The sequence below is a fragment of the Pseudoxanthomonas sp. GM95 genome, assembly GCF_900109775.1.
In the GTDB taxonomy this organism is placed as follows: domain Bacteria; phylum Pseudomonadota; class Gammaproteobacteria; order Xanthomonadales; family Xanthomonadaceae; genus Pseudoxanthomonas_A.
Genome location: NZ_FOAX01000001.1, coordinates 1009975 through 1035939 on the forward strand (window position 1 = coordinate 1009975; position 25965 = coordinate 1035939).

The window sequence follows — 25965 nt, forward strand, 5'->3', positions numbered from 1 at the left end:
TCCCGGCCGACGCGTCGGCTATCATCAGGGCTGGTTTTGACCCTGCGCGCCTGCCGCGCGAACTGCCCGTGCCGATCCGCCAACTCCCCGATACCCTCATCAACCAGATTGCCGCCGGCGAAGTGGTCGAACGCCCTGCGTCCGTGGTCAAGGAGCTGGTCGAAAACGCGCTGGACGCCGGTGCGCTGCGCGTGGATATCGATCTGGAAGAAGGCGGCATCCGCCTGATCCGCATCCGCGACGACGGTGGCGGTATCGCGCCGGAAGAGCTGCCGCTGGCGGTTTCGCGGCATGCCACCAGCAAGATCGCTTCGCTGGACGATCTGGAGACCGTGGCGACGCTGGGGTTTCGTGGCGAAGCGCTGCCGTCGATCGCCTCGGTCAGCCGGTTTTCGCTGAGCTCGCGCCGCGCGCATGACGAACACGGTTCGACCCTGCAGGTGGACGGCGGCCGCGTTGGCGAGGTTACCCCGCGCCAGCATGCGCAGGGCACCACGGTGGAAGTGCGTGAGCTGTTCTACAACGTGCCGGCGCGGCGCAAGTTCCTGCGCGCCGAGCGCACCGAGCTGAGCCATATCGAAGAGTGGCTGCGTTCGCTGGCGCTGGCGCGCCCGGACGTGGAGCTGCGCGTATCGCACAACGGTCGCGCGTCGCGCCGTTACAAGGGCGGTGGTGAGATCGAGCCGACCCTGCGCCTGCATGAAACGCTGGGCGAGGAATTCGCTTCGCATGCGCTGCGCGTGGAGCACAGCGGCGCCGGCCTGCGCCTGCATGGCTGGATCGCGCAGCCGGCGTATTCGCGCGCCAGCGCCGACCAGCAGTACGTGTACGTCAACGGGCGTTCGGTGCGTGATCGCAACATCGCCCACGCGGTGAAGATGGCTTACCAGGATGTGATGTACCACGGCCGCCAGCCGGCCTACGTGCTGTTCCTGGAACTGGACCCGGCGCGCGTGGACGTCAACGTGCATCCGGCCAAGCACGAGGTGCGCTTCCGCGAGTCGCGCATGATCCACGACTTCGTTTACCGCACGCTGCAGGAAGCCTTGGCCGGCACGCGCGCTGGCGTCGCCGGTGGCGTGGAAGGCGAAGCGCCCGTGCAGTCGATGCCGTTCGCACAGGCCGCTTACGGTATGCCTGCGCCTTCGACGATGCCGCAGCACCTGCAGTGGACCGGGTCGCAGCAGTCGCCGCTGGGACTGCGCGTGGCCGATGCGCCCAGTGCCTACGCCGCGCTGTATGCCGGCGCGCCGACGCGTTCGGCCGAGCCCGCACCGGCGATGCCGATGCCGGCCAACGATGCCGAAGGCGGCATCCCGCCGCTGGGTTACGCGGTGGCGCAGCTGCACGGCATCTACATCCTGGCCGAGAACGCGCAGGGCCTGATCGTGGTCGACATGCATGCCGCGCACGAGCGCATTGGTTACGAACGCCTGAAGACCGCGCATGACGGCATCGGCCTGACCGCGCAGCCGCTGCTGGTGCCGATGACGCTGGCCGTGGCCGAGCGCGAAGCCGACGTGGCCGAGCGCGAAGCGACCACGCTGACCGACCTGGGCTTCGACGTCACCCGCAGCGGCCCGCAGAGTCTGAGCGTGCGCAGCGTGCCCGCGTTGCTGGCCCATGCCGAACCCGGCGCATTGCTGCGCGACGTACTGGCTGACCTGCGCGAACACGGCCAGACCCGCCGCGTCTCGGCGGCGCGCGACGAGCTTTTGTCCACGATGGCCTGCCACGGCGCAGTGCGCGCCAATCGCCGCCTCACGCTGCCCGAAATGAATGCCCTGCTGCGTGACATGGAAATCACCGAGCGCTCGGGGCAGTGCAATCATGGCCGCCCGACCTGGGCGCACTTCGGCCTGGCCGAGATCGACAAGTGGTTTCTACGGGGACGCTGATGACACGCACGACGCGGCTGTGCTGGATGGGGATGCTGCTGGTGGCACTGGCCGGCTGTGGCGAGAAGCCCGCTGCGCCAGTGGAAAAGGGCATCACCTCGGATGTGAACTTCCTGGCCGACAACGCCATCTGGCAGACCGAGCGCCGCAGCGCGCTGCTTGCGCCCGATGGCTGGACCAGCCTGGTGGGCCTGCATTGGCTCACGCTCAAGGCGCACTACATCGGCAGCGGCGACGGCAGTGGCATCAAGCTGGAGGTCGGGCCGCCCAAGCTGGGCCTGGTGCAGCAGGACGGCGACAAGGTGTTCTTCACCCCCGAGCGCGGCGTGGCGATGACCGCCGACGGCAAGCCGTTGACCAGGCGCATCGAGCTGGTCTACGCGCCGAACGGCCCGGCCACGGTGATCGGCTTCGACGATGGCGCCGACCAGGTGACGCTGATCCGCCGCGGCCCGCGCTTCGGCCTGCGCATCAAGAGCGCCAACGCGCCGGCGCGGGTGCAGTTCACCCAGCTCGATTACTGGCAGCCCGAACCGGGCTGGCGCATCGAAGGCAAGTTCACGCCCAGCCCCGCCGGGACCACGCTGTCGTTCGTGGATATGGTCGGCAACACCATCGCCGCGCCCAGTCCGGGCGTGGTCGAGTTCCAGCACGATGGCAAGCCTTATCGGTTGACCGCGATGGAAGGCGATGACGGCGGTCTGTTCTTCGTCATGGCCGACCGGACCAGCGGGCATGGCTCGTATCCGGCCGGGCGCTTCCTGGACGTGGCCAAGCCGGATGCGTCGGGCAAGGTGGTGCTGGATTTCAACCACGCCTACAACCCGCCGTGCGTGTTCACCCGCTTTGCGACGTGTCCTTTGCCGCCTGCGGAAAACCGTCTGGACCTGCTGGTCGATGCAGGCGAGAAGATGTACACCGGGCCGGTAGGCTCGCATTAGTTTTCAACGAGGCGGTTGCGGCATGTTCCTGCGTTGCGTGGTGTTGATCGGACTGTGGTGCGGCGTGGTGGCCGCGTCTGTTGCGGCGCCGGCCGCGACGCCGCCCGTGCCGCTGCTGTGGAAGGTCACCCAGGGCCAGCACACGCTGTACCTGCTGGGCTCGTTCCACCTGCTCAAGCCGCAGGACTATCCGCTGTCGCCGGAGGTGGACGCCGCCTTCGCCGATGCAGAGCAGCTGGTGCTGGAACTTTCCGGTGACGAGCTGAGTTCGCCGGCGTTAGGCCAGGCGATGCTCGCCGCCGCGCAGCTGCCCGCGGGCGACTCGCTGCAGCAGCAGCTCAAGCCGGCGACGTGGAACGCGCTGAAGGCGTACGCGCAGGCCAACAACCTGCCGCTGGAATCGCTGCAGCACCTGGAGCCTTGGCTGGTGGCCACCTCGATCAGCGTGCAGGAGATGACCCGTCAGGGCCTGGATCCGCAGCTCGGCCTGGACCTGCATTTCATCAACCTGGCCAAGCAGGCCGGCAAGCCGGTGAGCGGGCTGGAGCGTGGCCAGCAGCAGATCGACATGCTCGACGGCATGTCGCCGACTGAGCAGGAGCAGTACCTGGCCGAAACCCTCGATGACGCCGGCAACACCGGCGCCAGCGAGACCGAGCGCCTGCACAGCGCCTGGCGCGCAGGCGACGTGCCCACGCTGCGCGACGGTCTGGCCGCCGACATGAAGCGCGAGTACCCCGCGCTCTACCAGCGCATCAACGTCCAGCGCAACGACGCCTGGCTGCCCAAACTCGAAGCCCGCCTGCGCGGCCCAGGCGATGACGACACCCTGGTCGTCGTCGGCGCCCTGCACCTGCTGGGCAGCGATGGCGTAGTCGAGAAACTGCGCGCCAAAGGCTACGACGTGCAGCGCATCTGCGCTGCGTGCAAGCAGGAGTCGCTTTGATGTCTGATGTGAGATCCGAAGCGGCGCTGCGCAGTCGGTATGCAGAAGCTGTTGACGCACTTAATCGTCGCAATTGGGGCGCGGCTAAGCGACTCGCCGAATCCCTGCTTTCCCAGGCGCCCAGTCACGGAGGCGTTCACTTCATTCTGGGCATGGCGACCATGGAGCTGCGCGAAATAAAGACGGCGTTCGGGCACCTGATGCAGGCGACGAAGCTCAGTCCATCCAGGTCCGATTACGCTGCGCAATTCGCACGCATCCTGTTTGAATGCAGGATGCAACCGCAAGCGATTGCGGAGGCGGAACGTTCGCTCTCGCTCGGCAACCATGATCCGATGACACTCAACGTGTTGGCGGTGCTGTTCACGCGCGCCAACGCACACGCCCAGGCTGCAACGGCCTTTGAGCTTGCCGTCAAACAACTGCCCGCCGAGGCAGGGCTGCGTCTGAATCTCGCCACCTCACTGCTGGCAATCGGAGAGATCAAGGCGGCGATCTCGGAGTGCGAGCATGCACTGTCGATCAATCCAAAGCTGTGGCGTGCGCATCTGGTGCTCGCGCAACTCTCCAAGCAGGAAGCAGAAGAGAATCACGTCGAACGGCTCAGGACGCTTCTGGAAGTTCATTCCGCAGATCCGGAGGCTGCGCTGTATCTGAACCTGGCGCTCGAGAAAGAACTCGATGATCTGCGGCAATACCAGCCTGCCCTGACACATTTGATTGCGGGCAAGCGCGCATGGCGCAAACGGATGGATTTCTCGCAGGAGCCGGACGCGCAGATCTTCGATTCGATCATTCGCGCCTGCGGGCCGTTGCCTGAAAAGATCGTGGGAGCATCCACTGCGGAGCCGATCTTTATCTTTGGCATGCCGCGCAGCGGCACCACGCTGGTTGAGCGGATTGTTTCATCGCATTCGGCAGTGCATTCGGCTGGTGAACTGCAAGCGTTCCCGGTGATGTACAAGCGCGCCGTTGGAGTTCCTTCGCGTCTCGCGATTGACACGCCGATGCTTGGAGCAATGGGGCGGGTGGATTGGACGGCACTGGGCGAGGCCTATCTCGAGAACACGCGACCACTGACAGGTCATACCCCGCATTTCATCGATAAGCTTCCCCACAACTTCATGTTCGCGGGGCTGATTGCACGCGCCCTTCCGAATGCCAAGATGATCTGCCTCAGGCGCGATGCGACCGATACGTGCATCGCGAATTTCAGGCAGTTGTTCGCACTCAACTCGCCCAATTATAACTATTGCTTCGATCTGCTCGACACCGGCCGCTATTGGCTCCTGTTCGACAGGCTGATGCAGCACTTTCAGAGCGTGATGCCAGGTCGGATCCTCGAAGTGCGCTATGAGGACGTGGTCAACGATCAGGAGGGTCAGACCCGACGCTTGCTCGAACACTGCGGCTTACCGTGGGAAGACGCTTGCCTGCAGTTCGAGAAAAACGCGGCGCCGGTATCCACTGCCAGTGCGGTGCAGGTGCGCTCGAAGATTTATCGCAGCTCTCTGCAGCGCTGGAAGCGCTATGGGCCGATGGTCGACGATTTGCGTGCGCTGCTCGCCGAAGGTGGCGCCAGAATCGGAGATTGAAGTTTCGACTTCAGATGTCCTTACCAGCCGGCAGCATCACGATGCAGTCCACCGGGCAGGGGGGGATGCACAGGCCGCAGCCGGTGCAGAGGTCTTCCAGCACGGTGTGCATGAACTTGGCACCGCCGATGATGGCGTCGACGGGGCAGGCCTGGATGCATTTGGTGCAGCCGATGCAGTCGGCTTCGACGATCAAAGCGACTTCCGGCGATAGGTGCGTGCCGCGGCTGCGGTCGTAAGGCTGCGGCGCGATGTTCAGTACGTTTGCAAGCGCGCGTGCGCCGCTGTCGCCGCCGGGCGGGCAGCGCTCGACGCCGGCGTCTCCGCGCGCCATCGCTTCGGCATACGGGCGGCAGCCGTCAAAGCCGCATTGTCCGCATTGGGTTTGCGGCAGCAGGCGGTCGAGGCGTTCGGCGAGGGCGGATGAATCGGTCATGCGTGGCGAGGGCTGCGCGGAAGGTTCAATACGAAAGGAGTCAGGTCAACAGGCGGCCGCGATACCAGCGCTCATGCGCCAGGGCGAGCATGGCCTTGTCCTCGCCACTGTCGCCGTAAGCGTGGATGCGGCGGTAGCGGGCGATATCGTACTGCGCGCGGATGCGCTGCACCTTGTGCCGGCCGAGATCGCCGCCAGCGTAGCGGCCGGTGCAGACGCCATCGCGGTGTTCGGGCTGGTTGCAGATCATCGCCACGCCAAGTGAGGCGCACCAGGGTTGCAGGTATGCATCCAGCGAGGCCGACACCACTACCACGGTATCGCCGCGCTGTTGGTGCCAGTCCAACTGCTCGCGCATGCGCGGCCGCAACAGCGTTGGTAGCACCTCATGCGCATAGCGCTGGCCTGCGGCGCGGATCTCCGCGTGGGCGCGTCCGCTGAAGCCGTTCCGCGTCACGCGTGCACGAATCGCTTCGGCCGAGATCAATCTCGTGCGATAGGCCAGCAGCCATGGCGCGACATTCCATTTCGCCCGCGCCAGCTGCTCAGGCGTGGCGATGCTGCGCAGGAAGTCCGCATAGCTGTCGCGCGTGGTGAGGGTGTGGTCGAAGTCGAAGAGCGCCAGGTCCATGGGCATCCAGTCTGGATCGCGAAAACGAAAACGGCGCGCCAATTCAAAGGCGCGCCGTCTTGCGCAACCGCGATCGCTGCAATCAACGCACCGGCATACCCGCCTGCGCGTTGTCGTCCGCATCCAGCAGCGCCAGCGAGCCGCCATCGAAACCAGCCGACAGGATCATCCCTTCACTGACGCCGAAGCGCATCTTGCGCGGGGCGAGGTTGGCGATGAACACCACGCTACGGCCGACCAGCTTGTCCGGCTCGCCGTAGCTGCCGCGGATGCCGGAAAAAATCTGACGCTTGCCCAGCTCGCCGGCGTCCAGCTCGAAGCGCAGCAGCTTGTCCGAACCTTCGACGAGCTCGCACACCAGCACCTTGCCGATGCGCAGGTCGAGCTTGGCGAAGTCGTCCATGCCGATGAATGTGGCGCCTTCCGTGGCGGCCGGTGCAGGCGTGGCGTCCTTCTTCTTTTCCTGTGGCTTGACAGCAGCTGCAGGCGGGGCGGCGAGGGTGTCCTTGGAGGCGTCGGTCATGGCGTCGATCAGTTTCGGGTCAATGCGGGTGAACAGGGCGGTGTAGGGCTGGATGACATGCGCGGTCAGCGGCTGGGCGAGTTCTTCCCACGCCAGCACGGGTGCGGACAGGAAAGCCTCGGCCTCGGCGCTGGTACGCGGCAGCACCGGCTTGAGGCCGGCGACCAGCACGCGGAACAGGTTCAGGCCCTGCGTGCACACCGACTGCAGTTGCGCGTCGGCACCGTCCTGCTTGGCGATCACCCACGGCTTGGTGTCGTCGATGTACTTGTTGGCCTCGTCAGCCAGCGCCATCACCTGGCGGATCGCCGAGGCCGGGTCGTTGCGCTCGTAAGCCTCGCGCACCGGCGCCAGCGCTTCGACGAAGCGCTTGTACTGCGCGGCATCCGGCAACGCATCGGCGAGCTTGCCGTCGAAGCGCTTGCCGATGAAGCCGGCGCAGCGGCTGGCCAGGTTGACGAACTTGCCGACCAGGTCCGCGTTGACGCGGGCGATGAAGTCGCCGAGGTTCAAATCAAGATCGTCGGTGCCGCCGGAAGACTTGGCCGCGAAGTAGTAACGCAGCGCTTCCGGCTCCAGGCCGACATCCAGATAGGTGCGCGCCATGATGAAGGTGCCGCGCGACTTGGACATCTTGGCGCCGTCCACGGTCAGGTAGCCGTTGACGTGCAGGCGCGTCGGCGCGCGGTGGCCCGTGCCATGCAGCACCGCCGGCCAGAACAGGCCGTGGAAGTTGACGATGTCCTTGCCGATGAAGTGGTGCAGCTCGGTCTGTGAACCGGCGGCCAGGTGCGGCGCGAAATCCTCGCCGATGCGCGCGCACAGGTTCTTGAAGCTGGACAGATAGCCGATCGGCGCGTCCAGCCACACATAGAAATACTTGCCCGGCTGGCCCGGAATCTGGAAACCGAAGTACGGCGCATCGCGCGAGATGTCCCACGCGCGCAGGCCGCCTTCGGCATCCAGCCACTCGCGCAGCTTGGCCTTCACGCCGGGCAGGGCGACATCGCCAGCCAGCCATTCGCGCAGGAAGCCATCGAAGTGACCGACCTCGAAGAAGAAATGCTCCGAGTCCCGCATTTCCGGCGTGGCGCCGGAGATCACCGACTTGGGTTCCTTCAGGTCGGTCGGCGAATAGGTGGCGCCGCAGACCTCGCAGTTGTCGCCGTACTGGTCGGCGCTGCCGCAATTGGGGCAGATGCCCTTGATATAGCGGTCGGGCAGGAACATTCCCTTGGCCGGGTCGTAGAACTGGGCCACGCTGCGGCGGCCGATGTGGCCGGCCTCTTCGAGCTTGGCGTAGAAGCTCTCGGTCAGCTCGCGATTGGTCTCGCCGTTGGTCGAATCGTAGTTGTCGAAGGCCACGCCGAAGGCGGCGAAATCGCGCTCGTGGCTGGCCTGGATGTTGGCGATGAAGGCCTCGGGCGTGACGCCGGCCTTCTCGGCCGCCAGCATGATCGGCGTGCCGTGGGTGTCATCGGCACACACGTAGAAGACGTTGTCGCCGCGCATGCGCCGCGCCCGCACCCAGATATCGGCCTGGATGTAGCCCACCAGGTGGCCCAAGTGCAGCGGGCCGTTGGCGTAGGGCAGGGCATTGGAAACGAGCGCGGTGCGGGTCATGGTGGCGTGGCGAACAAGGGGGTGGCAATTATCGCATGGCGGCCCAGCGTGCCCTTGCGCAACGAAAAAGCCCGGCCAAGGCCGGGCTTTCGCGGATGGCAGTAGTGAAGACGCTTACTCGCGCACCCAGGTCTGCGCACGGCAGATGAAGGTGATGCAGCCGGAGACGTCCAGCTTCTTGCCGCCCGGCTGCAGCTCCATCTTCGACTTGTAGGTCTTGCCATTGGCTGGGTCGAGGATGGTGCCGCCGGCCCATTCGTTGGCGCCATCCGGCTTGAGGTTCCACAGGATGGTCATGCCCTTGATCGGCTTGTTCTTGCGATCGCCCGAGCAGCCGTCGCAGACCGGATTCGGGCCCTTGTCCGACTTCAGGATTTCCACGACCTTGCCGGTCAGGCTGCCGCCGGCGGCCTCGCTGATCTCGACGATCGATTTCACCTCGCCCGTCTTGTCATCGATGGTCTTCCAGCGGCCCACGGCCCCATCGGCCGCCATCGCGCTGGAGCCAGCGCCGGCGAGGGTCAGCAGGGACAACGTCAGGATCGTCTTGCGCATGAGTCCCCTCCCAGGGATCGGTATCTGTCGCCCTTATACCGTACTGGGGCGTGTGGTGGGAGTGGTGCGTGCCTCCTCGGATTGGCACATATAGTTATTTCAATACATCTGGCGCGATGGGCTAGGTGCATCGCCGCGTTTGAATCTGGGCATGAAAAAGCCCCGGCGTTTCGGCCGGGGCTTTTCCCTACTGCAACTGACAGTGGTTACTTGCCGAACGAATAGCGCATTTCGGCATACACGGCACGGCCGTACGGGTCGAAGTTGTTCGACTGGTACGGAGCACCCGAGCTACCCGGATAGGTGTAGTCGTAGGGCGGCATCTTATTGAACAGGTTCGTCGACATGATCGACAGTTCCAGTCCATCAAACGCTTGATACGAAATGCTCAGGTTGTGGGTGGTGTACGAACCCACGCGATGTGCCAGTGGCGCATCGTAGCCAGTGGTCGAGATCCAGGCGCGGTAGTTCGGCGTCTTGTCGATCCAGTTGGTGTACCAGGTCGCCGACAGGTTGCCCTTCGACCAGGTCAGCGAGCCGTTGGCCTTGCGGCGCGGGTCGCTGGTCCAGTAGGGGTCCCACACCAGGTCGGCCGGCGTGTCGCCGTCGTACTGGGTGTACTCGTGCTTGAGGTTCTGCGTGAAGCTGGTGCGCAGGTTGATATCACCCCAGGTGCCGAAGTCGTAGCCGTAGTTGAAGGCCGCGGTGACGGCTTCCAGCTTGCGGCGCGAGACGTTGATCTTCGGCGTGTAGATTTCGACGATGTTGCCTTGGCTGTTACGCGTGATCTGCGCCAGCGTGTTGACACACAGCGGCGAGTTGATGTCGTCCACGCCGGTACGGCAGCGGTATTCCTGCAGGGTCAGCGCGCCCGGGCTCTGCTGGGTGACTTCATCAGTGATGTCCCAGTTGTGATAGTCGACGGTCAGCGACATGCGGTCGATCGGCGCCCACACGACGCCCGCACTCCACACGTCGGCGTTGATTGGCTGCAGGTCGAGGTTGCCCGACTGCGTACCAAACACCTGGCGGCTGGAGTACTGCTGCGGGCAATTGTCTACCTGCTCCGGCGAGAAGCCGGCCAGCGAGCACTGGTAGTAGTCAGCAACCGAGGTGTAGTAGCCGCTGATGCCCTGGAACTGGTCAGACAGCGTCGGTGCACGGAAAGCGGTGCCGTACTTGCCACGGATCAGCAGCGAATCAAACGGACGGAACTCCACGCCAAGGCTGTAGGTGCTCTTGTCGACCGTGCCACCGCCATCCGGCTTGAACGCGTCATAGCGGCCAGACGCAGTAATGGTCAGCGGTTCAAACACCGGCAGGCGCAGTTCGGTCGTCAGCGCGTAGCGGTCACGATCACCGCCACCGCTCACTGCCGTGGTGCCCCAAACAGAACCGTCCAGCAGGCGCGGATCCGGCGTGTAGTCCCACTTCTGCTGGCCGACTTCGCCTACTACCGCGAGGCCCGCATCACCGCCCGGCAGGCTGAACAACGTGCCGTTGGTCAGCTGCATGCGCAGCATGCTGTCGGAGGTCTTGCTCTTGGACTTCACGTAGCCGGTGAAGCTGTTGAACTCTTCCGGGGTGATCGGCGAGTAGAACGCGGCGTAGTCCGGGGAGAACGTGCTGTAGCCGTAGCCATACGGATCCGGACCCAGGTCCGGACCCAGCACCTTGTCGATGAAGAACTGGTCAATCTTGTCGGCGAAGCGGGAGAAGTTGTTCTCCGTCAGCTTGTACTCGGTATAGGTGCCGCCAACGTCGTAGTCCCAGTTCGAGTCGCCGAACTTGCCCAATGCGCCGAAGGTGACGCGCAGCGAATCGCTGACGTCCTTGGACATGGTGCTGCCGAAGCCCTTGCCGCCCATTTCCTCGGGGGCGAACGAGCGCTGCAGGTTGACGAGGTCGTCCAGGTTCGGGTCGTAGAAATAGCCGAAATCGACGCTCGTGCCCCACCATGTGTAGCTGGAGCCGATGTGATACTTGGCCTCGTCATGGCTGTACAGCACATCGCCGTACAACTGCACATTGTCGTTGACGTCGAAGGTCGCGTGCACGTAGGCCTGGCCAGACTTCTGGCCGTTCATCAGGGTGCGGTAGCCCGGAGTGTTAGGCGAGCCGCAGTAGTATTCGTCACCGAAGCCTGGACGCTGCTGCAGCGCCATCGTGCCGCCAAACAAGCCGCTGACGTTCTCGCAGTTGTTGGGGTCCATGAACTTGTAGCTGGTGAACGGGCTGTACACTAGGAAGTCGCGTCCTACCAGCTGCGGGGTATAGCCGTTCTGGTTGTACTGCTTGGTGATGTCGCGCTGGTAGCCCCAGATCGGATCGCGTTCTTCGTACTGCACGCCGCCGATGACATTGGTGCGGCCGTCTGCCGACGTCCAGCCGTCTGCGAAAGTGAAGCGGATGGTGTTGCCGCCGCCTTCGGTATAGGTGCCGCCACGCACCGACATCACGGCGCCATCCATCTTCTTTTTCAGGATGACGTTGATGACACCGGCGATTGCGTCCGAGCCATACAGGGACGACTGGCCGCCCGGCAGGATTTCGATGCGATCGACCAGGTCGATCGGAATGCCGCTGATGTTGTTGAAGGTATCGCTGCCGTTGTACAGCGCTGGATAGTTGGCCATCGGGCGGCCATCGATCAGGTACTTGACGTAACCCGGCGGCAGGCCGAACAGGCTGACAGCGTTGGCTCCCTGGGTGAACGACGCCGAGCTCTGTGCACCCTGCACCGCGCCGGTGGCGAACGAGCTCTTCTGCAGGACTTCGGCCACGCTGCTGAAGCCGCGCGACTTGATGTCCTCTGCCGTGATCACCGTGACCGGAACGAAGGTCTCCAGTTCGGTCTGCGGAATCAGCGATCCCGTGACGGTGACCTTCTCGAGATTCTTCGCCTCGGTGTTTGAAGAAGTTGCGTCCTGCGCGAAGGCAGCAGTCGGCAACAGCATGGCGGTGAAGACGGCCGCCGTCAGGCGACTCCGCTTCGGGAGTTGGTGCTTGCGAGACATTGAGTTAAATCCCCTAAAAATGGCTTTTATCGTTGCAAGGACGCCAATCCTTGGCGATGTGTCACACCGTGTGACGCATTCCATCCCAACGCGAAATTAACACGGCATTCATCGGCTTCGACAAATAAGTTTCGAGTGAAAATGTGACTTGTATCACAAATTATTCAATTGTCATGGCTAAGTCAGAAGGCCGAAATTGTCTGCCAGGTATCGATTTGGTAATCGGTTCCACGACAATGTCGCCATGAGTACCCCCGCACATCGGCCCCAGGGCGGCCTGCAGCCCCATCCTCGTGTTCGCAACGTCATTGCCGTGGGTTCCGGCAAGGGCGGGGTGGGCAAATCCACGACTGCGGTGAACCTGGCGCTGGCCCTGGCGGCCACGGGCGCCAGGGTGGGCGTGCTGGACGCTGACATCTACGGGCCCAGCGTGCCGGCCATGCTGGGGCTGTCGGGCAAGCCGGACAGCCCGGACAACAAGTCGATCGAGCCGATGCGGGCGTTCGGCATCGAAACCATGTCGATCGGCTTCCTGATCGATGCCGACACGCCGATGATCTGGCGCGGGCCGATGGCCACCGGCGCGCTGACACAGCTGTTCAACGACACGCTGTGGGGCAACCTGGACTACCTGCTGATCGACCTGCCGCCGGGAACGGGCGACATCCAGCTAACCCTGTCGCAGAAGATCCCGGTCGCCGGGGCGGTGGTGGTGACCACGCCGCAGGACATCGCCACGCTGGACGCGCGCAAGGCACTGAAGATGTTCGAGAAGGTTGAAGTCGCGGTACTGGGCATTGTGGAGAACATGGCCCAGCACGTGTGCAGCAACTGCGGGCACATCGAGCACCTGTTCGGCCAGGGCGGTGGACAGGCGATGGCGGCCAACTACGGCGTCCCACTGCTGGGCTCACTGCCGCTGGACGTGCGCATCCGTGAGCAGGCCGACGCGGGTGAGCCGGTGGTCGTGGCGGCGCCGGATTCCGCCGTGGCCCTTGCCTACCGGAATGTGGCGGCGGCGCTGATGGCCGAACTGGACAAGCGCCCGCGCGCGGCCATGCCGATCGCGTCCTCGCTGGTCTGAGGCGCAGCCGGGACAGCTGTCCCCGCCGCCCCTACAATGCAGCTTCCACACCGCACCACCGCATAGGGAACGACCGCCGCATGAGCATCAAGAGCGACCGCTGGATCAAGCGCATGGCCGAACAGCACGGCATGATCGAGCCGTTCGAACCGGGCCAGGTCAAGCACGATCCCGATGGCCATCGCATCGTCAGCTATGGCACGTCCAGCTATGGCTACGACGTGCGCTGCTCGCGCGAGTTCAAGGTGTTCACCAACATCAACTCCACGATCGTGGACCCGAAGCACTTCGACAGCGGCAGCTTCGTGGACGTTGAATCGGACGTGTGCATCATCCCGCCCAACAGCTTCGCGCTGGCGCGCACGGTCGAGTACTTCCGCATCCCGCGCAGCACGCTGGTGGTGTGCCTGGGCAAGAGCACCTACGCGCGCTGCGGCATCATCGTCAACGTCACGCCGCTGGAGCCGGAGTGGGAAGGCCACGTGACGCTGGAGTTCTCCAACACCACGCCGCTGCCGGCGCGCATCTACGCCAATGAGGGCGTAGCGCAGATGCTGTTCTTCGAATCGGATGAAGTCTGCGAGACCAGCTACAAGGATCGCGGTGGCAAGTACCAGGGCCAGACCGGCGTGACCTTGCCGCGGACCTGATTCCACGTAATACGCAGCGGCGCATACGCGCCGTGCGATCGATCGAGGCGTCGCTCCCGGGTGGGTGCGGCGCCTTTTCTTTTGCGCGTCAGTTGCGGCAGTTGGCGGCGTCGCCGCTGGCGCGCTTCAGCAGCAGGTTGACGCCGGCCAGGATCAGGAACACCGGCCACCACGTGGCGATCAGATGGCCCACGTCGAAGGTGGAAAAGCCCAGGTTGTCCAGCAGGAACAGGCTGCCCAGGACGATCAGGACGCAGGCGGGGATCAGGTGGCGGCGCATGGTGGAGACCTCGGTGAGTGGGTGAGGCCATGCTGGGCTTGGACGCACTTGGAATCAGGTGCCGGAAGTCAACTTTTTCATGGACGGAAGGCATGTGCACCGATAGGGCAGGCCTGCAGGCGCACAGCCAAAAAAACAAGACGGGAGCCCCTCGAAAGGAGCTCCCGTGCGGTGTTGCCAATCCAGCGATGAAGCTTAGAAACGCTGGGTGTAGCGCATGTAGCCGAAGCGGCCGATGTCGAACTCCGGGTAGTACGGGAAGGCAGTACTGACGTCGCCGCCGGAGTACAGGATCGGGCCGTAATGGTCGAACACGTTGTTCACGCCCACCGCGATGGTGGCGTTCCACGGCGCCTGGTAGCTCAGCTGCAGGTCGTGGAAGGTGTTGGAGCCCACCTTGCGGCGCGGATCGGATTCGCCATTGGCGTAGTGGTCCGGTTCCGAGCAGGCGCGGTTGGTGACGCACGACTCCGAGATGCCCGAGTAGTAGCGCGTCTTCCAGTTCACGCCCCACTGGTCGTCGATCTGCCAGTTGAGGTTGAGGTTGGACTTGATGCGGAAATAGCCGGGCTGGCCGACCAGGCCGATCTCGATGTCGTCGCCGGCGCTGTTCTGCCCAGATTCGTTGTACTTGCTGGTGTAGGTGGTCTGCCAGTCGACGTTGAAGCTGCCGATCGCCGTGTCGGCCAGGCGGTAGCGCACGCCGATGTCCCAGCCCTCGGTGTCGATATGGCCGAGGTTGGTCAGGCCATAGAACAGCTGGCTGATATGGCCATCCGACTCGCGCACGATGCCCTCGCAGCGGGCCGAATTCCCCAGGACATAGCAATCACGCAGGATGCGATCGACGCTGTCGCTGATGATCGCGTTGCTCAGCTTGTAGCGCCACCAGTCCAGGCTCAGGTCCAGGCCGCGGGCGAAGTCGGGACTCCAGACGATGCCGGCGGTCCAGCTCTTAGAGGTTTCCGGCTCCAGGTCCGGATTGGAGCCGGTGATGAACTGGTCCGGCGTGGCGCACGGCCAGCTCGTGCAAGGCTGCAGGCCCTGGCCCAGCTGGACGTAGCTGGCCGGCACGCCCGCGCCGCTGCAGGCCGCGTTACCCGCCACGCTGCCCGAGACCCCGACCGAGCAGGGATCGGTGTATTCCTCAAAGCTCGAACCGGTGCCGCCGTAGAGATCGTTGATCGACGGCGCGCGGAAGCCCTCGGCCCAGGTGCCGCGGATGTTCAGGGTGTCGGTCGGACGCCACAACCCGCTGACCTTGTGGTTCACGGTCGTGCCGAAGTTGCTGTAGTGCGAATAGCGCGAGGCCAGGTTGAAGGTCAGCTCCTTGGCAAAGGGCTTGTCGGCCAGCACCGGGATGTTCAACTCGGCGTAGGCCTCGTTGACCGAGTACTCGCCGAGCGTCGTGTCGGCCGCAAGGCCGGTGTATTCGCCGGTCTGGGCGAACGCGTCCGGGGTGTAGCTGCCCTGTTCCTCGCGACGTTCCGCGCCCACGGCGAAGCCCAGGTCGCCGGCCGGCAGTTCGAGCAGCGCGCCGGTCAGGCTGGCAGAGAACACCTTGGTCGTGGTCTTGCCGGTGTCGGTGGTGATCGGGAACAGGAAGTCCTGCAGCGCGCTGTCCGCCAGCGAACCCTGGCCCGCGACGCCGTACGGCAGCAGCGGATTCCAGGGACGGCAGGCATCCAGGCCGATCGGCGAGGCGGCGCTGCCGCACTGGGCCACGCCATCGGCATTGATGAACGAGGGGCCGAGCGCCTGGCGGGTGGCGATCAGGCTGGCATCGCCATAGCCGCGCTTGGTCAGCTTGTTGCGGTTGTAGAGGAAGCCGACTTCCCAGTTCCACGGCTTGTCCGCCACATCGAAGCCGCCGGACAGCTGGGTCGCGAAGCGGAAGGTCTTCAGTTCGCTCTCGGTGCTGCGCGGCACTTCCCACAGGCGGCGCCGGAACTCGAGGTCTTCACCGATCGGGTTGAACGCGCTGTCGGCCGACAGCGGCGTGTCGAACGCGCCGGACTGATACGGATAACCGGCGATCTGCTGATCGGTGGTGCGCTCGTTGTACAGGATGTCGGCGTTGAAATTCAGCCGGTCGGTGAGGTCGTAGTTGACGTTGGCCAGCACCGATTTGCGCTCGACGCCGGTCTGCAGATACATCTGCTCGTTGGAGTTGGCGTAGCGGTCGCTGGTCAGCGGGATGTAGTCGGCGGCGTTGGACGGATCGCCGCCCGGCGCCAGCGTGCACCAGGTCTCCGCGCCACCGCACAGACCCTGGGCCGAGCCATTCTGCGAGATCGGGCTCCAGCCAGAGCCCGGATACAGCGGACCCGCATTGCCGTCGGCACTGAACCAGCGCTCGGAGGCCAGGATTGGATCGGACTTGCTGCGCTCGGCGGTGATGTTGAAGCCACCGCGATCAAAGGTCTTGCCGAACACGGCCGAAATGGTCGACTCGCCGCCGTCGCCCTGGCCGAACTGGCCGTACTGGGCCGAGACTTCCGCCCCGTCGAAGCGCTTGCGGGTCACCACGTTGACCACTGCGGCGATCGCGTCGGAGCCGTAGATGGACGAGGCGCCATCCTTGAGGATGTCGATGCGTTCGACGGCGGCCAGCGGAATCTGGCTGAGATCCTGCGAGCCGGACGTCGAGACGCCCAGGCGCTGACCGTTCACCAGTACCAAGGTGCGATTGGAGCCGAGGTTGCGGATATCGACGTAATAGCCACCGACATCCTCGCCCGAGGCCAGCGCGTCAGCGCGCGAAATCGCAGGCGCGCCAGACGATGGGTTGTTCTGCAGCAGGTCGGCGATCGAGGTGAAACCTGATTGCTCGATCTGCTTGCGGGTGATGACCTGCACCGGCTGTTGGTTTTCGATCTGCGCACCGCGGATGCGCGAGCCGGTGACGGTGACCTGGTCGAGAGTCTTGGTGGTGTTTTCGCCTTCTGCCTGCGTCTGCGCCGAAGCCGTGGCAGCGGCGGTGAGCAGGAGTGAGGACATGATCGCGCTCGCAAGCGTGCTGCGCATGCCGACGGAGCGGCGGAAAGAGTTCTGCATGTGGGTGTTAGGCCTTCTTGTTCGCGTTAGACACAACACGCTGATGAAGTGTCATCAGCACGCGCGATGGATGACTGCCGTGCAGTCACAGACGAAACTAACACTCACACAACAAAAAATTCGCCAGAAAGAAATTTTCGACGCGATTGTCATCTGCGTGACACGCGTTTCTGGATGGCTGTCACCGAAGTGGAAATTCAACGTGGTGATTTTTTGGTCGCATCAGACGCGAGGCCTTGAGAAGTACCTTGATTCAAGGTGTTTCGTGCAAATTTAAATGCAGCTAGGCTGCCTTGACACGCAAGTGTGGATGCGACTAAAGCGCGTAGCAGGTGCATCAAGTTTCGCGTAATCGCGTGTCGCGCTTTGCGCGCATCACGATGCATGCCGCCTGCGGCATTCGATGCGTAACAAGATGACGCTTCAGCGGATTCGCTGGCTGCGTCAGGGCGATGTCAGTCGCATCGCCTGAAAGAGCAGGCGGCGCGTTCGATCAACGCGACAAGAGCGCGCGCCAATGCGCGAGCTGTTGCTCCAGCGCCTCGGGCGTGTGGCGCACGGCGTGGCCGCTGCCCCACACCGGTCCTGGCCAAGCCGCATCGCCTTCATGACGACCGACCAGATGCACGTGCAGCTGACGCACGATGTTGCCCAGGGCGCCGATGTTGAGTTTTTCGACACCGGTGTGGGCGCGGATCAGGGCGCCGACCTGATTGACTTCGGCCAGCAGCAGGCGCTGCTGGCTGCCGTCGAGTTCGATCCACTCCACTGCATCGGCGACGCGTGGTACCAGCACCAGCCACGGGAAGCGGGTGTCGTCCATCAGCCGCACCTGCGACAGCGGGCCATCGGCGATGAACACGCTGTCAGCGGCGAGCCGGGGATCGAGGACGAAGTCGGCCATGGTGCGGGGCTTACCCGATGTTTTCCTGCAGGAATGCGACAGCGCGAGCGAATGCGGTCTTGGCGCTGGCTTCGTCGTAAACGGCCGGGCTCGCATCACGGTTGAACGCGTGGTTGGCCGGATAGGTGAACACGTCCATGTCCGGCCATGCCTGGCGCTGCGCTTCGACGATGTCCGGGGTGATGTGCGCGTCCTGTTCGCCGAAGTGGAACTGCACCGGCGCCTTCAGTGGCTGGTCGACGAACATGCCGTTGCGCCCGCCGTAGTAGCTGATGCTCGGCAGCGCCAGGCGCTGGGCCGAGAGCAGGGCGACGGTGCCACCCCAGCAGTAGCCGACGGTGGCGACCTTCTCGTTGCCGGCGGCCGTGCGCGCGGCCTGCGCGGCGATCTCGACCAGATCCACGGCGGCGTCCAGGCCGATCTCGCCGACGATCTCCAGGCCGCGTTTCATGCCGGCGTCGTCGTAGGGCAGCTCCAGGCCGGGCTCGACCAGGTCGAAGAAGGCCGGCGCGATCGCCAGGTAGCCCTCGGCCGCGTACTGCTCGGCCACGCCGCGCACGTGCTCGGTCACGCCGAAGATTTCCTGAATGACGATCAGGCTGCCGCGGACGGTGCCGGTCGGTTCGGCCTGCCAGGCGGCAACCGGACCCTTGGAGGTGGTGAGCGTGATCCATTGACCCATGGGGGAGCCTCTTCAAAGCGTTTAAGTGAACGGGGGAGTCTAAACGCGCGCGGGGAAGGGTTCCGTTGCATCGTTGCCGTCAAAACGTCCTGCCGGTGGCGTCGCCGCGCTAGGGGCTGCTGGCGTAGGACACCGCCACGATCACGAAACTGCCGGTGCGCCCGGGCAGGGCGGCCTCGAACTCGTCGTCCACGCGCTTTTTCAGCATCGCCCGGGCCAGCGGCGAATCGATGCTGATGTGGCCCAGAGTGGCATCGGTCTCGTCCGGGCCAACGATGCGGTAGCGCGCGGCCTCGCCGGTGTCGTTGTCTTCCAGCTCGACCTGGGCGCCGAAGAACACCGCCTGCGGGTCCGAGGGTGCCTCGGCCACCACGCGCAGCGCCTCCAGGCGCTTGCTCAGGTAGCGCACGCGGCGGTCGATCTCGCCGAGCTGCTTCTTGCGGTAGGTGTACTCGGCGTTCTCCGAGCGGTCGCCTTCGGCCGCCGCGGCGGCCAGCGCCTTGACCACTTCAGGGCGGCGCACGCGCCAGAGATCGTCCAGCTCGGCCTTCAGGCGCGCATGGCCTTCGGGCGTGATCAGGGCGGTGCTTTTTTCGGCAGGCGGGCGCCAACGGCTCATGCGGTCTGGGGACGAAACGAACGACGCACGATTGTACGTCGCGTCCTTCTTGCGCCCGCTTGGCGCCCCGTAACTTGGCGCCCTGTGCGCCAGACAAACGAGACGTCGCTGGGCCAGCGATCTTGCATCGTTTCTTCCGTTGCAGAATGGCTGATTACGTGGGCGATGCGGTGGGCGGCGCAATTGCGATGCGATAGCGCAGAGAACGGCAAGGTCTGCTGCTGGCTTAAATCCTCAAAAGCAAGAAAGTGAAAAAATCCCCGATTTTGCACGATCTAAATGCTGCGACTGCAGCAGCGCAAGCATGGTTACGTCCGGCTGTGAAGGCCGCTTGATTGAAGGTCCTGTCACGGAATCGGCGTTTGCGCGCGGCCTATAGTCGCTCGCCGCCAATGCAGGGAGATGGCCATGGTCACACGCAGGCGTTTTCTGATTTCGCAGGGTCTCATCGTGGCCGGTGCCGCAAGTGGCGCCACTGCGAGTGGGCTGCTGGATGCTTTGCTTCCTTCTGATCGCAGCGGCGCGCTGGCGCCAGACGGCGTCGCCGAGTTTGGCGGTCACGGCGCGCCTGCCGGCGTGCGATGGAGTCCCGGACGAATGCTGCCCAGCTTCGCCTCGCCGACGCACCTGGATGCGGCCAGCGTGGCTGCGTTGCCGGGCGAAGACCAACTGCTGCTCACTACGCTGCAGGGCGTGGTCAACCGGCGCAAGCCCTCGCTGTATTTCCTCTACGACCAGGGCGAGGACACGCCGGACGAGCGCTGGTTGGCAGGCTTTCCTTCAAGCCAGGTGACCTTGCACGCCGATGCGCTGTCGCTGGTGGCGCGCTATCGCGACCGGGCGCGCGGGGCGATCGTCTACGACCCGGATGTGCCCGATTCGGTCAACGTCGCCACCACGCTGGCTGGCCTGGAAAGTGCCGTGGTCGCCACCGCCGAACAGGCGGCGCTGCATGGCTTCCGCGTGATCGAGGACCTGCGTGGCCGCTTTACCGGCCAGGACAAGGTGCAGATCTATCAGTGGCAGCGCGATCACCTGTGGCCGCGCTGCGAGCATCGCCTGCTGGCCGGGTTGGCACCGACGCGTCTGGTCGATGTGCCGGACGTGGCATGGCGCGAAGTGGCGCGCGAAACGCAGGAGATCCGCGATTCGTCCAACCGCGCGGTGTTGACCCTGGACCTCAGCGCGGAACTGGGCGGCGAGGCGATTTATGTGCGTTTCACCGATAGCTTCACCAGCGATGGTTGGGGCGCGTCGGTGGGCGCGGTGACGGCAGTGGCCGATGGCGTGACGATCGCCGAGTTCATCCCCGGCACGGAGGGCGAGGCCGCATTCCTGTTCTCGGGCAATGCGCCGATCGGCGGGGAGCAAAACCGCTTTGCCGATGGCGGTAACTACTTCGTCTATCGGTTCGCGCCGCCGGCGGGGACGACCACGTTCACCGTGACGGTCGATATCTGGAACCAGTACTTGATCACCGCGACCGACACCGCACCGCAGCGGCACGAGCCCATCGCCTATTTCCGCGACTACGTGGTGGCCACCCAGGCGATGGTGGTGTGGCTGGATCCCAACGGCGCGCCGGGCGAGCTGCTGGCCGACATCTTCGACAGCACCGCGACGGCGACGCCGTACCTGGGCTGGTTCTCCAACGATGTGGCTGGCGAATGGGGCGGCGTCGATCTGGCGGCCGCGCATGGGGTCGAAGTGTTCGCCGCGGATTACTTCATGAATGCCACCGTGCATGGTGGCGTGCGTGCGCAGATTTCGGGGCGTCCGCGCCGGCCGAAACCCGAGCAACGCGCGAACAAGATCTACCTGACGCTGACCTTTGGCGAGGGCGACAACCTGCAGTTCTGCCAGCGCCATCTGCGCGAGCTGTGGGACAACCCGGCGCGCGGCCAGGTGCCAACCAACTGGACCATCAGCCCGGTGCTGATCGATGCGGGGCCCGGGATTTATCGCTACTTCCAGAAGACCGCGACCGGTAACGACCTGCTGATCTGTGGGCCGTCCGGCGCCGGCTATACCTACGGCGGCTCGTGGCCTGGCGATACGTTCGCCAAGTACGCCGACATCACCGATCGTTACCTGCGGCAGACCGGGCTGGACCTGGTTTACGCGTACAACAACCGCAACGCCGACGACAGCGGCTGGCTGCCGATCGACGGCACGCTGCTGCAGACCTACCGCAGGCGCACGGGCCTGCGCGGCATCATCCAGTCATGGGAAACCGGCGGCATCCTGGCGACCGGCCAGTTGCCGGTGATCGGCAATTTCAGCCAGCCGGGCAGTGCGGCCGAGTACAAGCAGGCGTTGGATGCGCATGTCGGCGATTGGGACGGGCTGTCGCCGTTCTTCATCGCCGCCGGTATCAATGCCTGGAACTGGACGCCGCAGGACATCGTCGAACTGGCCGCACGACTGGCCGAAGATGATCGCTACCGGATCGTGCTGGCCGATACCTTCTTCAACCTGCTGCGCGATGCACCGAACGCGCAGCCGCACAGTGCTTGAAGTTCAGAGGGCTGGACGTGCTCGCGCCACGAGCACGTCGCGCACCGATCAGCGTGTGCGCTTGAAGGTGTAAGTGCCGTCCTGGCTGTGCAGTTCGTCGGCCGAGACCACGTCGAAGCGCACGTCCTGCGCGGCCGGATCGGTCGGGTCCAGCAGCAGCGCGCCCGGGCCGGCGGCCGACCAGGTGCCCGTGCTGCTGAGCTGTGCGCCGCCCGCGCTGAGGGTCTGGGTGTAGGCCCCGTCGGCCTCGATCACCAGCTTGGAGTTGTTGCCTTCGAACTCGCCGGCCAGTGCCTTGCGATCGATGATCACGCCGGCCTTGTCGGTGACTTCGGCGGCAAGTGCCTTGTCGACGGCGACGGCCGCGTCGGTGCCCGGGATCGCGGCCGTGGAAGTGTCCGCAGGCGGCGAGGCGGCCGGCGGTTCGGCAGGCTTGCAGGCGGCCAGCGCCAGCACGGTAAGGGCGGCAACGGCGATCAGGTGGCGTGGGGGCATGCGGGTTTCCTCGTGTGCAGCGTGAGACGGAAGACGACGGAGAAGCTCAACGGCCCTTGCCGCCGAACAGCCCGCCTAGCAGACCGCGCAGGATCTGGCGGCCGACTTGGTTGCCGACGGTGCGGGCGGTCTGTTTGGCCATCGCTTCGACCAGGCCCTGGCGGCGGCCGGTGCCCAGCAGGATGTCTTTGGCCATCTTGCCCATACCGCTTTCCTCTTCCTGAGCCGATTTGGCGGCCGGGACGTCGGGTTTGGCCGGCGGGGCCTTGGCTTGTTCGGTAGCGGTGTCGGCGCGCTTGAGCAGCAACTCGGCGGCCGATTCGCGGTTGATGGCGGTGTCGTACTTCATCCCGACCGGGCTTCCGGCGCGGACCTGGCTGCGCTCGGCTTCGTTGATGGCGCCCATCCGGCAGCGCGGTGGTGCGACCAGCGTCTGCTGCACCGGCATCGGGATGCCCTTGTCCTGCAGCGTGGAGACCAGCGCTTCGCCGGTACCCAGCGCCGACAGCGTGCGCGCGACGTCCAGCTTCGGATTGGGCACGAAAGTCTCGGCTGCGGTCTTGACCGCCTTCTGGTCGCGCGGGGTGAAGGCGCGCAGCGCGTGCTGCAGGCGGTTGCCGAGCTGGCCCAGGATGTTGTCGGGCACGTCGTCGGGGAACTGCGAGCAGAAATACACGCCCACGCCCTTGGAACGGATCAGGCGCACCACCTGCTCGATGCGCTGCTGCAGCGCCGGCGGCGCGTCGTCGAACAGCAGGTGCGCCTCATCGAAGATGAAGACCAGCTTGGGTTTTTCCAGGTCGCCGACCTCGGGCAGGTTCTCGAACAGCTCGCTCAGCAGCCACAGCAGGAAGGACGAATACAGGCGCGGCTTGAGCACCAGCTGGTCGGCGGCGAGGATGCCGATCACGCCGCGGCCATCGGTGCCCACCCGCATCAGGTCGGCCAGTTCCAGCGCCGGCTCGCCGAAGAAGCGGTCGCCGCCGTCCTGGTCCAGGCGCAGCAGGGCGCGCTGGATCGCCGCCACCGATTGCGCGCTGACCAGGCCGTATTGCGTGGAGACTTCCTTGCGTTCCTCGATCACCAGGCCGAGCAGGGCGCGCAGATCGTCCAGGTCCAGCAGCAGCAGGCCGCGGTCGTCGGCGAGCTTGAACACGATGTCCAGCACGCCAGACTGGGTGTCGTTGAGTTCCAGGATGCGGCCGAGCAGAGTCGGGCCCATCTCGGTCACGGTAGTGCGCACCGGGTGGCCGAGCTTGCCGTACAGATCCCAGAAGATCACCGGGGAAGCCGCCGGCGCATAGCCTTCCACGCCGATCTGCGCCGCGCGGCTGGTGACGCGCTCGCTGCCGTCGCCGGGCATCGCCAGGCCGGCGACATCGCCCTTCACGTCCGCCATGAAGACCGGCACGCCCAGCCGCGAGAAGCCTTCGGCCAGGGTCATCAGGGTCACGGTCTTGCCGGTACCGGTCGCGCCGGCCACCAGGCCGTGGCGGTTGCCGAACTTGGGCAGCAGGTGGACGGGGATGTCGTCGGTGATGCCTTTGCCCAGCAGGATCGGGTCCATGACGGTTCTCGCGTGAAGTCGGTTTCGATTCTAGGCGCAGTTGCGGGCCGGGCGACGCGCGCGGTCCGATCCTGACCGACAGCTGCCGGTGGCGTGACCTGCGACCTTGCCGCTGCGCGGTGACGGCGGCTACCCTGCCGGACCGTTTTTGTCTGTGTGTGACTGATGCCCGTCCCGTTCCGCGCCGTGCCGTTGCTTGCTGCCCTTGTCCTGCTGCCGCTCGCCGCCCCGGTGCTGGCGCGGGTCTCCGCGAAGGATCAGGCCGCCGCCGATGCATTGGCCCAGCGCATGCAGGCAGCCGAGAAGCGCTACACCGACGCACTCGTCCTGACCTCCAACAGCGATCCCAAGGGCCAGGCCCAGGGCGATGCCGCGCTGGAAGACATGGAGGACGTGCTGGACGCCTGTTCCAAGCAGAAGGGCTGCCAGCTGCACACACTGCTGGCCACCTACAAGCGCCTGCTCAAGGAAAAGGTGGACGCCGAGTCCGATGCCGAGGGCGATGACCTGGTCGGCGAGACCGGCAGCAACGATCCGCTCGACGACGGCAGCGACCACAGCGTGCCGGCCAGCTCCAACATCCCCGATTCGTCCCGTACCGCGCGCCTGCTGGATGACCAGCGCCATCCCTTCGACTCGATGGTCGAATACAACCCGGCCGTGCAGGCCGGCATCCGTCGCTGGCTGACCGACATGCGCGGCACCCTGATCGACAGTTACGAGAACTACCAGAACATGCGCCCGCAGATGCTGCCGGCCTGGCAGGCCACCGGCCTGCCCGAGGCGCTGCTGTTCGGGATCATGGCCAAGGAATCCAATGGCCGCGTGCATGTCAGCTCGCGTGCCGGTGCGGCTGGCCTGCTGCAGTTCATGCCGGCCACCGGCAGCCGCTTCGGCCTGGGCCAGGACGGCACCGGCTTCGATACGCGCTTCGATCCGTACTCGGCCACCGAGGCGGCCGCGTCTTACATGAACGAGCGCATGGGCGAGCTGGGCCGCAACATCGAGTTCGCCCTGGCCGCCTACAACGGCGGTGAAGGCCGCGCCGCGCGGATCTATCGCGAGCATCCGGGCAGCAGCTTCTGGGAAGCGGACGTGTATCGCCAGTTCCCGGCCGAAACCCAGGACTATGTGCCAATGGTGATCGCCGCGGCCTGGCTGTACCTGCATCCCAAGCAGTACGGGCTGGAATTCCCCAGGGTCGATGCCACCCCGGCGCCGCTGAAGCTGGCCCGCACCGCCTCGATCTATGAACTCACCATCTGCCTGGGCACCGGCCGCACCCGCGAAGGCTTCATGCGCGCGCTGCGCAACCTCAATCCGCGCTACCAGGCCGAGACCTGGATCCCGGCCGGCACCACGCTCAACGCCAACCAGCACATGGTCAGCCTGTACAACCGCCAGTGCGTGAAAGGCCCGACCGCCGAGCTGGCCCACACCCTGGTCACCGCCACGGTCGAATCGGCCATCAAGTACGACACCCCGCGCAGTACCCGCGTGGCAGTGGGCGATGTCAGCGGCGTGCCCGAAGGCGTGCCGACCACCGTGGCCAGCGGCTCGCCCAAGCCGGCCAAACCCAAGGCCAAGCAGGTGCGCAGCTACAAGATCGCGCGCGGCGACACCCTGGGCCGCATCGCCGGCAAGTTCCAGTGCGACCTTGGCGACCTGGCCAAGGCCAACAAGCTGCGCGGCCCGTCTTATGCGCTGAAACCGGGCCAGTCGATCAAATTGGTTGGATGCGACGGCTGATCAGGATGTAACGATGCCGCACGTCGTCGGTGCGCGACTTTGGCTTTGTGTCGCGTTTGCACCGGATGCGTGCGAAAACCGTGCGGCGCATGTCAGTGCTGTGACAGCGATCGTGGCTGTTCCCTGAACGAAAGCCCTGTACCCTGCGGCGCCCCTGTCATCAGTCATGCAGGCAGGTGCGTTGTCTGTCGTTAAT

At 65.1% G+C, this 25965-nt stretch carries 21 protein-coding genes; 9 read left to right on the forward strand and 12 right to left on the reverse strand.

The features are described from left to right. Positions 1 to 68: 68 nt before the first annotated feature. From mutL to BMZ17_RS04850, 4 genes are read left to right on the forward strand one after another with little or no spacing between them, the layout of a single operon-like run. Positions 69 to 1898, forward strand: coding sequence for a DNA mismatch repair endonuclease MutL (mutL, locus tag BMZ17_RS04835; RefSeq protein WP_093136628.1), 1830 nt, complete (start codon positions 69 to 71; stop codon positions 1896 to 1898). Beyond that, positions 1898 to 2839 carry a DUF1684 domain-containing protein gene (locus BMZ17_RS04840; protein ID WP_093136630.1) on the forward strand — a complete coding sequence of 314 codons (942 nt, stop codon included), beginning with the start codon at positions 1898 to 1900 and terminating at the stop codon, positions 2837 to 2839. Before mutL ends, BMZ17_RS04840 begins: the two co-directional genes overlap by 1 nt. 22 nt (positions 2840 to 2861) lie before the next feature. Beyond that, positions 2862 to 3785, forward strand: coding sequence for a TraB/GumN family protein (locus BMZ17_RS04845; RefSeq protein ID WP_093136632.1), 924 nt, complete (start codon positions 2862 to 2864; stop codon positions 3783 to 3785). Beyond that, positions 3785 to 5380 (forward strand): tetratricopeptide repeat-containing sulfotransferase family protein, encoded by a 1596-nt coding sequence (locus BMZ17_RS04850; protein ID WP_093136634.1) that lies wholly within the window; start codon positions 3785 to 3787, stop codon positions 5378 to 5380. Before BMZ17_RS04845 ends, BMZ17_RS04850 begins: the two co-directional genes overlap by 1 nt. A 10-nt stretch (positions 5381 to 5390) precedes the next feature. Here BMZ17_RS04850 and rnfB read toward each other — a convergent pair whose 3' ends face one another. The 5 genes from rnfB to BMZ17_RS04875 form a co-directional block, all read right to left on the reverse strand. Next, positions 5391 to 5816 carry an Rnf electron transport complex subunit RnfB gene (gene rnfB / locus BMZ17_RS04855; RefSeq protein WP_093136636.1) on the reverse strand — a complete coding sequence of 142 codons (426 nt, stop codon included), beginning with the start codon at positions 5814 to 5816 and terminating at the stop codon, positions 5391 to 5393. Positions 5817 to 5856: 40 nt separating this feature from the next. After that, positions 5857 to 6447 (reverse strand): HAD-IB family hydrolase, encoded by a 591-nt coding sequence (locus BMZ17_RS04860; protein ID WP_093136638.1) that lies wholly within the window; start codon positions 6445 to 6447, stop codon positions 5857 to 5859. Positions 6448 to 6529: 82 nt separating this feature from the next. After that, complete coding sequence (metG, locus tag BMZ17_RS04865) at positions 6530 to 8593, reverse strand: methionine--tRNA ligase (protein WP_093136640.1); 2064 nt, start codon at positions 8591 to 8593, stop codon at positions 6530 to 6532. 114 nt (positions 8594 to 8707) lie between these two features. After that, a complete protein-coding gene (locus BMZ17_RS04870) occupies positions 8708 to 9148 on the reverse strand; it encodes a DUF2147 domain-containing protein (RefSeq protein WP_093136642.1) in 441 nt (146 codons plus the stop codon). Between the two features lie 206 nt (positions 9149 to 9354). Continuing rightward, positions 9355 to 12105 (reverse strand): TonB-dependent receptor plug domain-containing protein, encoded by a 2751-nt coding sequence (locus tag BMZ17_RS04875; RefSeq protein ID WP_093138046.1) that lies wholly within the window; start codon positions 12103 to 12105, stop codon positions 9355 to 9357. A gap of 304 nt (positions 12106 to 12409) precedes the next feature. On the opposite strand from BMZ17_RS04875, the gene apbC reads away from it, so the two are divergent. Together apbC and dcd are read left to right on the forward strand one after the other, a co-directional pair. After that, a complete protein-coding gene (apbC, locus tag BMZ17_RS04880) occupies positions 12410 to 13249 on the forward strand; it encodes an iron-sulfur cluster carrier protein ApbC (RefSeq protein WP_093136645.1) in 840 nt (279 codons plus the stop codon). A gap of 80 nt (positions 13250 to 13329) precedes the next feature. Continuing rightward, positions 13330 to 13899: a dCTP deaminase gene (gene dcd, locus BMZ17_RS04885; protein WP_093136647.1), complete on the forward strand. Its 570-nt coding sequence runs from the start codon at positions 13330 to 13332 to the stop codon at positions 13897 to 13899. A gap of 88 nt (positions 13900 to 13987) precedes the next feature. Here dcd and BMZ17_RS04890 read toward each other — a convergent pair whose 3' ends face one another. Then, positions 13988 to 14179: a LiaI-LiaF-like domain-containing protein gene (locus BMZ17_RS04890; RefSeq protein ID WP_093136649.1), complete on the reverse strand. Its 192-nt coding sequence runs from the start codon at positions 14177 to 14179 to the stop codon at positions 13988 to 13990. Positions 14180 to 14374: 195 nt separating this feature from the next. Next, positions 14375 to 17179, reverse strand: a complete 2805-nt coding sequence (locus BMZ17_RS04895) for a TonB-dependent receptor (RefSeq protein ID WP_254775187.1) — start codon at positions 17177 to 17179, stop codon at positions 14375 to 14377. On the opposite strand from BMZ17_RS04895, the gene BMZ17_RS20835 reads away from it, so the two are divergent. Continuing rightward, positions 17178 to 17513 (forward strand): hypothetical protein, encoded by a 336-nt coding sequence (locus BMZ17_RS20835; protein ID WP_139202792.1) that lies wholly within the window; start codon positions 17178 to 17180, stop codon positions 17511 to 17513. The genes BMZ17_RS04895 and BMZ17_RS20835 overlap by 2 nt on opposite strands. Positions 17514 to 17729: 216 nt before the next feature. On the opposite strand, the gene BMZ17_RS04900 is transcribed toward BMZ17_RS20835, so the two are convergent. From BMZ17_RS04900 to greB, 3 genes are all read right to left on the reverse strand, one after another. After that, positions 17730 to 18140, reverse strand: a complete 411-nt coding sequence (locus BMZ17_RS04900) for an HIT family protein (protein WP_093136653.1) — start codon at positions 18138 to 18140, stop codon at positions 17730 to 17732. 10 nt (positions 18141 to 18150) lie between these two features. Continuing rightward, positions 18151 to 18822, reverse strand: a complete 672-nt coding sequence (locus BMZ17_RS04905) for a dienelactone hydrolase family protein (RefSeq protein WP_093136655.1) — start codon at positions 18820 to 18822, stop codon at positions 18151 to 18153. A gap of 109 nt (positions 18823 to 18931) precedes the next feature. Then, positions 18932 to 19441 carry a transcription elongation factor GreB gene (greB, locus tag BMZ17_RS04910; RefSeq protein WP_093136658.1) on the reverse strand — a complete coding sequence of 170 codons (510 nt, stop codon included), beginning with the start codon at positions 19439 to 19441 and terminating at the stop codon, positions 18932 to 18934. Positions 19442 to 20038: 597 nt separating this feature from the next. Here greB and BMZ17_RS04915 point away from each other — a divergent pair. Then, entirely contained in the window at positions 20039 to 21958 is a 1920-nt protein-coding gene (locus BMZ17_RS04915; RefSeq protein ID WP_217645725.1) for a GxGYxYP domain-containing protein, read from the forward strand. A 48-nt stretch (positions 21959 to 22006) separates the two neighbouring features. On the opposite strand, the gene BMZ17_RS04920 is transcribed toward BMZ17_RS04915, so the two are convergent. Beyond that, positions 22007 to 22453: a hypothetical protein gene (locus tag BMZ17_RS04920; protein WP_093136660.1), complete on the reverse strand. Its 447-nt coding sequence runs from the start codon at positions 22451 to 22453 to the stop codon at positions 22007 to 22009. 46 nt (positions 22454 to 22499) lie between these two features. Then, the gene (locus BMZ17_RS04925) at positions 22500 to 24020 is read right to left on the reverse strand and encodes a helicase HerA-like domain-containing protein (protein WP_093136662.1); all 1521 of its coding nucleotides are present in this window, start codon (positions 24018 to 24020) and stop codon (positions 22500 to 22502) included. Positions 24021 to 24185: 165 nt separating this feature from the next. Between BMZ17_RS04925 and BMZ17_RS04930 the strand changes: the two genes are divergently transcribed. Continuing rightward, positions 24186 to 25769: a transglycosylase SLT domain-containing protein gene (locus tag BMZ17_RS04930; RefSeq protein ID WP_093136664.1), complete on the forward strand. Its 1584-nt coding sequence runs from the start codon at positions 24186 to 24188 to the stop codon at positions 25767 to 25769. Positions 25770 to 25965 lie beyond the last annotated feature (196 nt).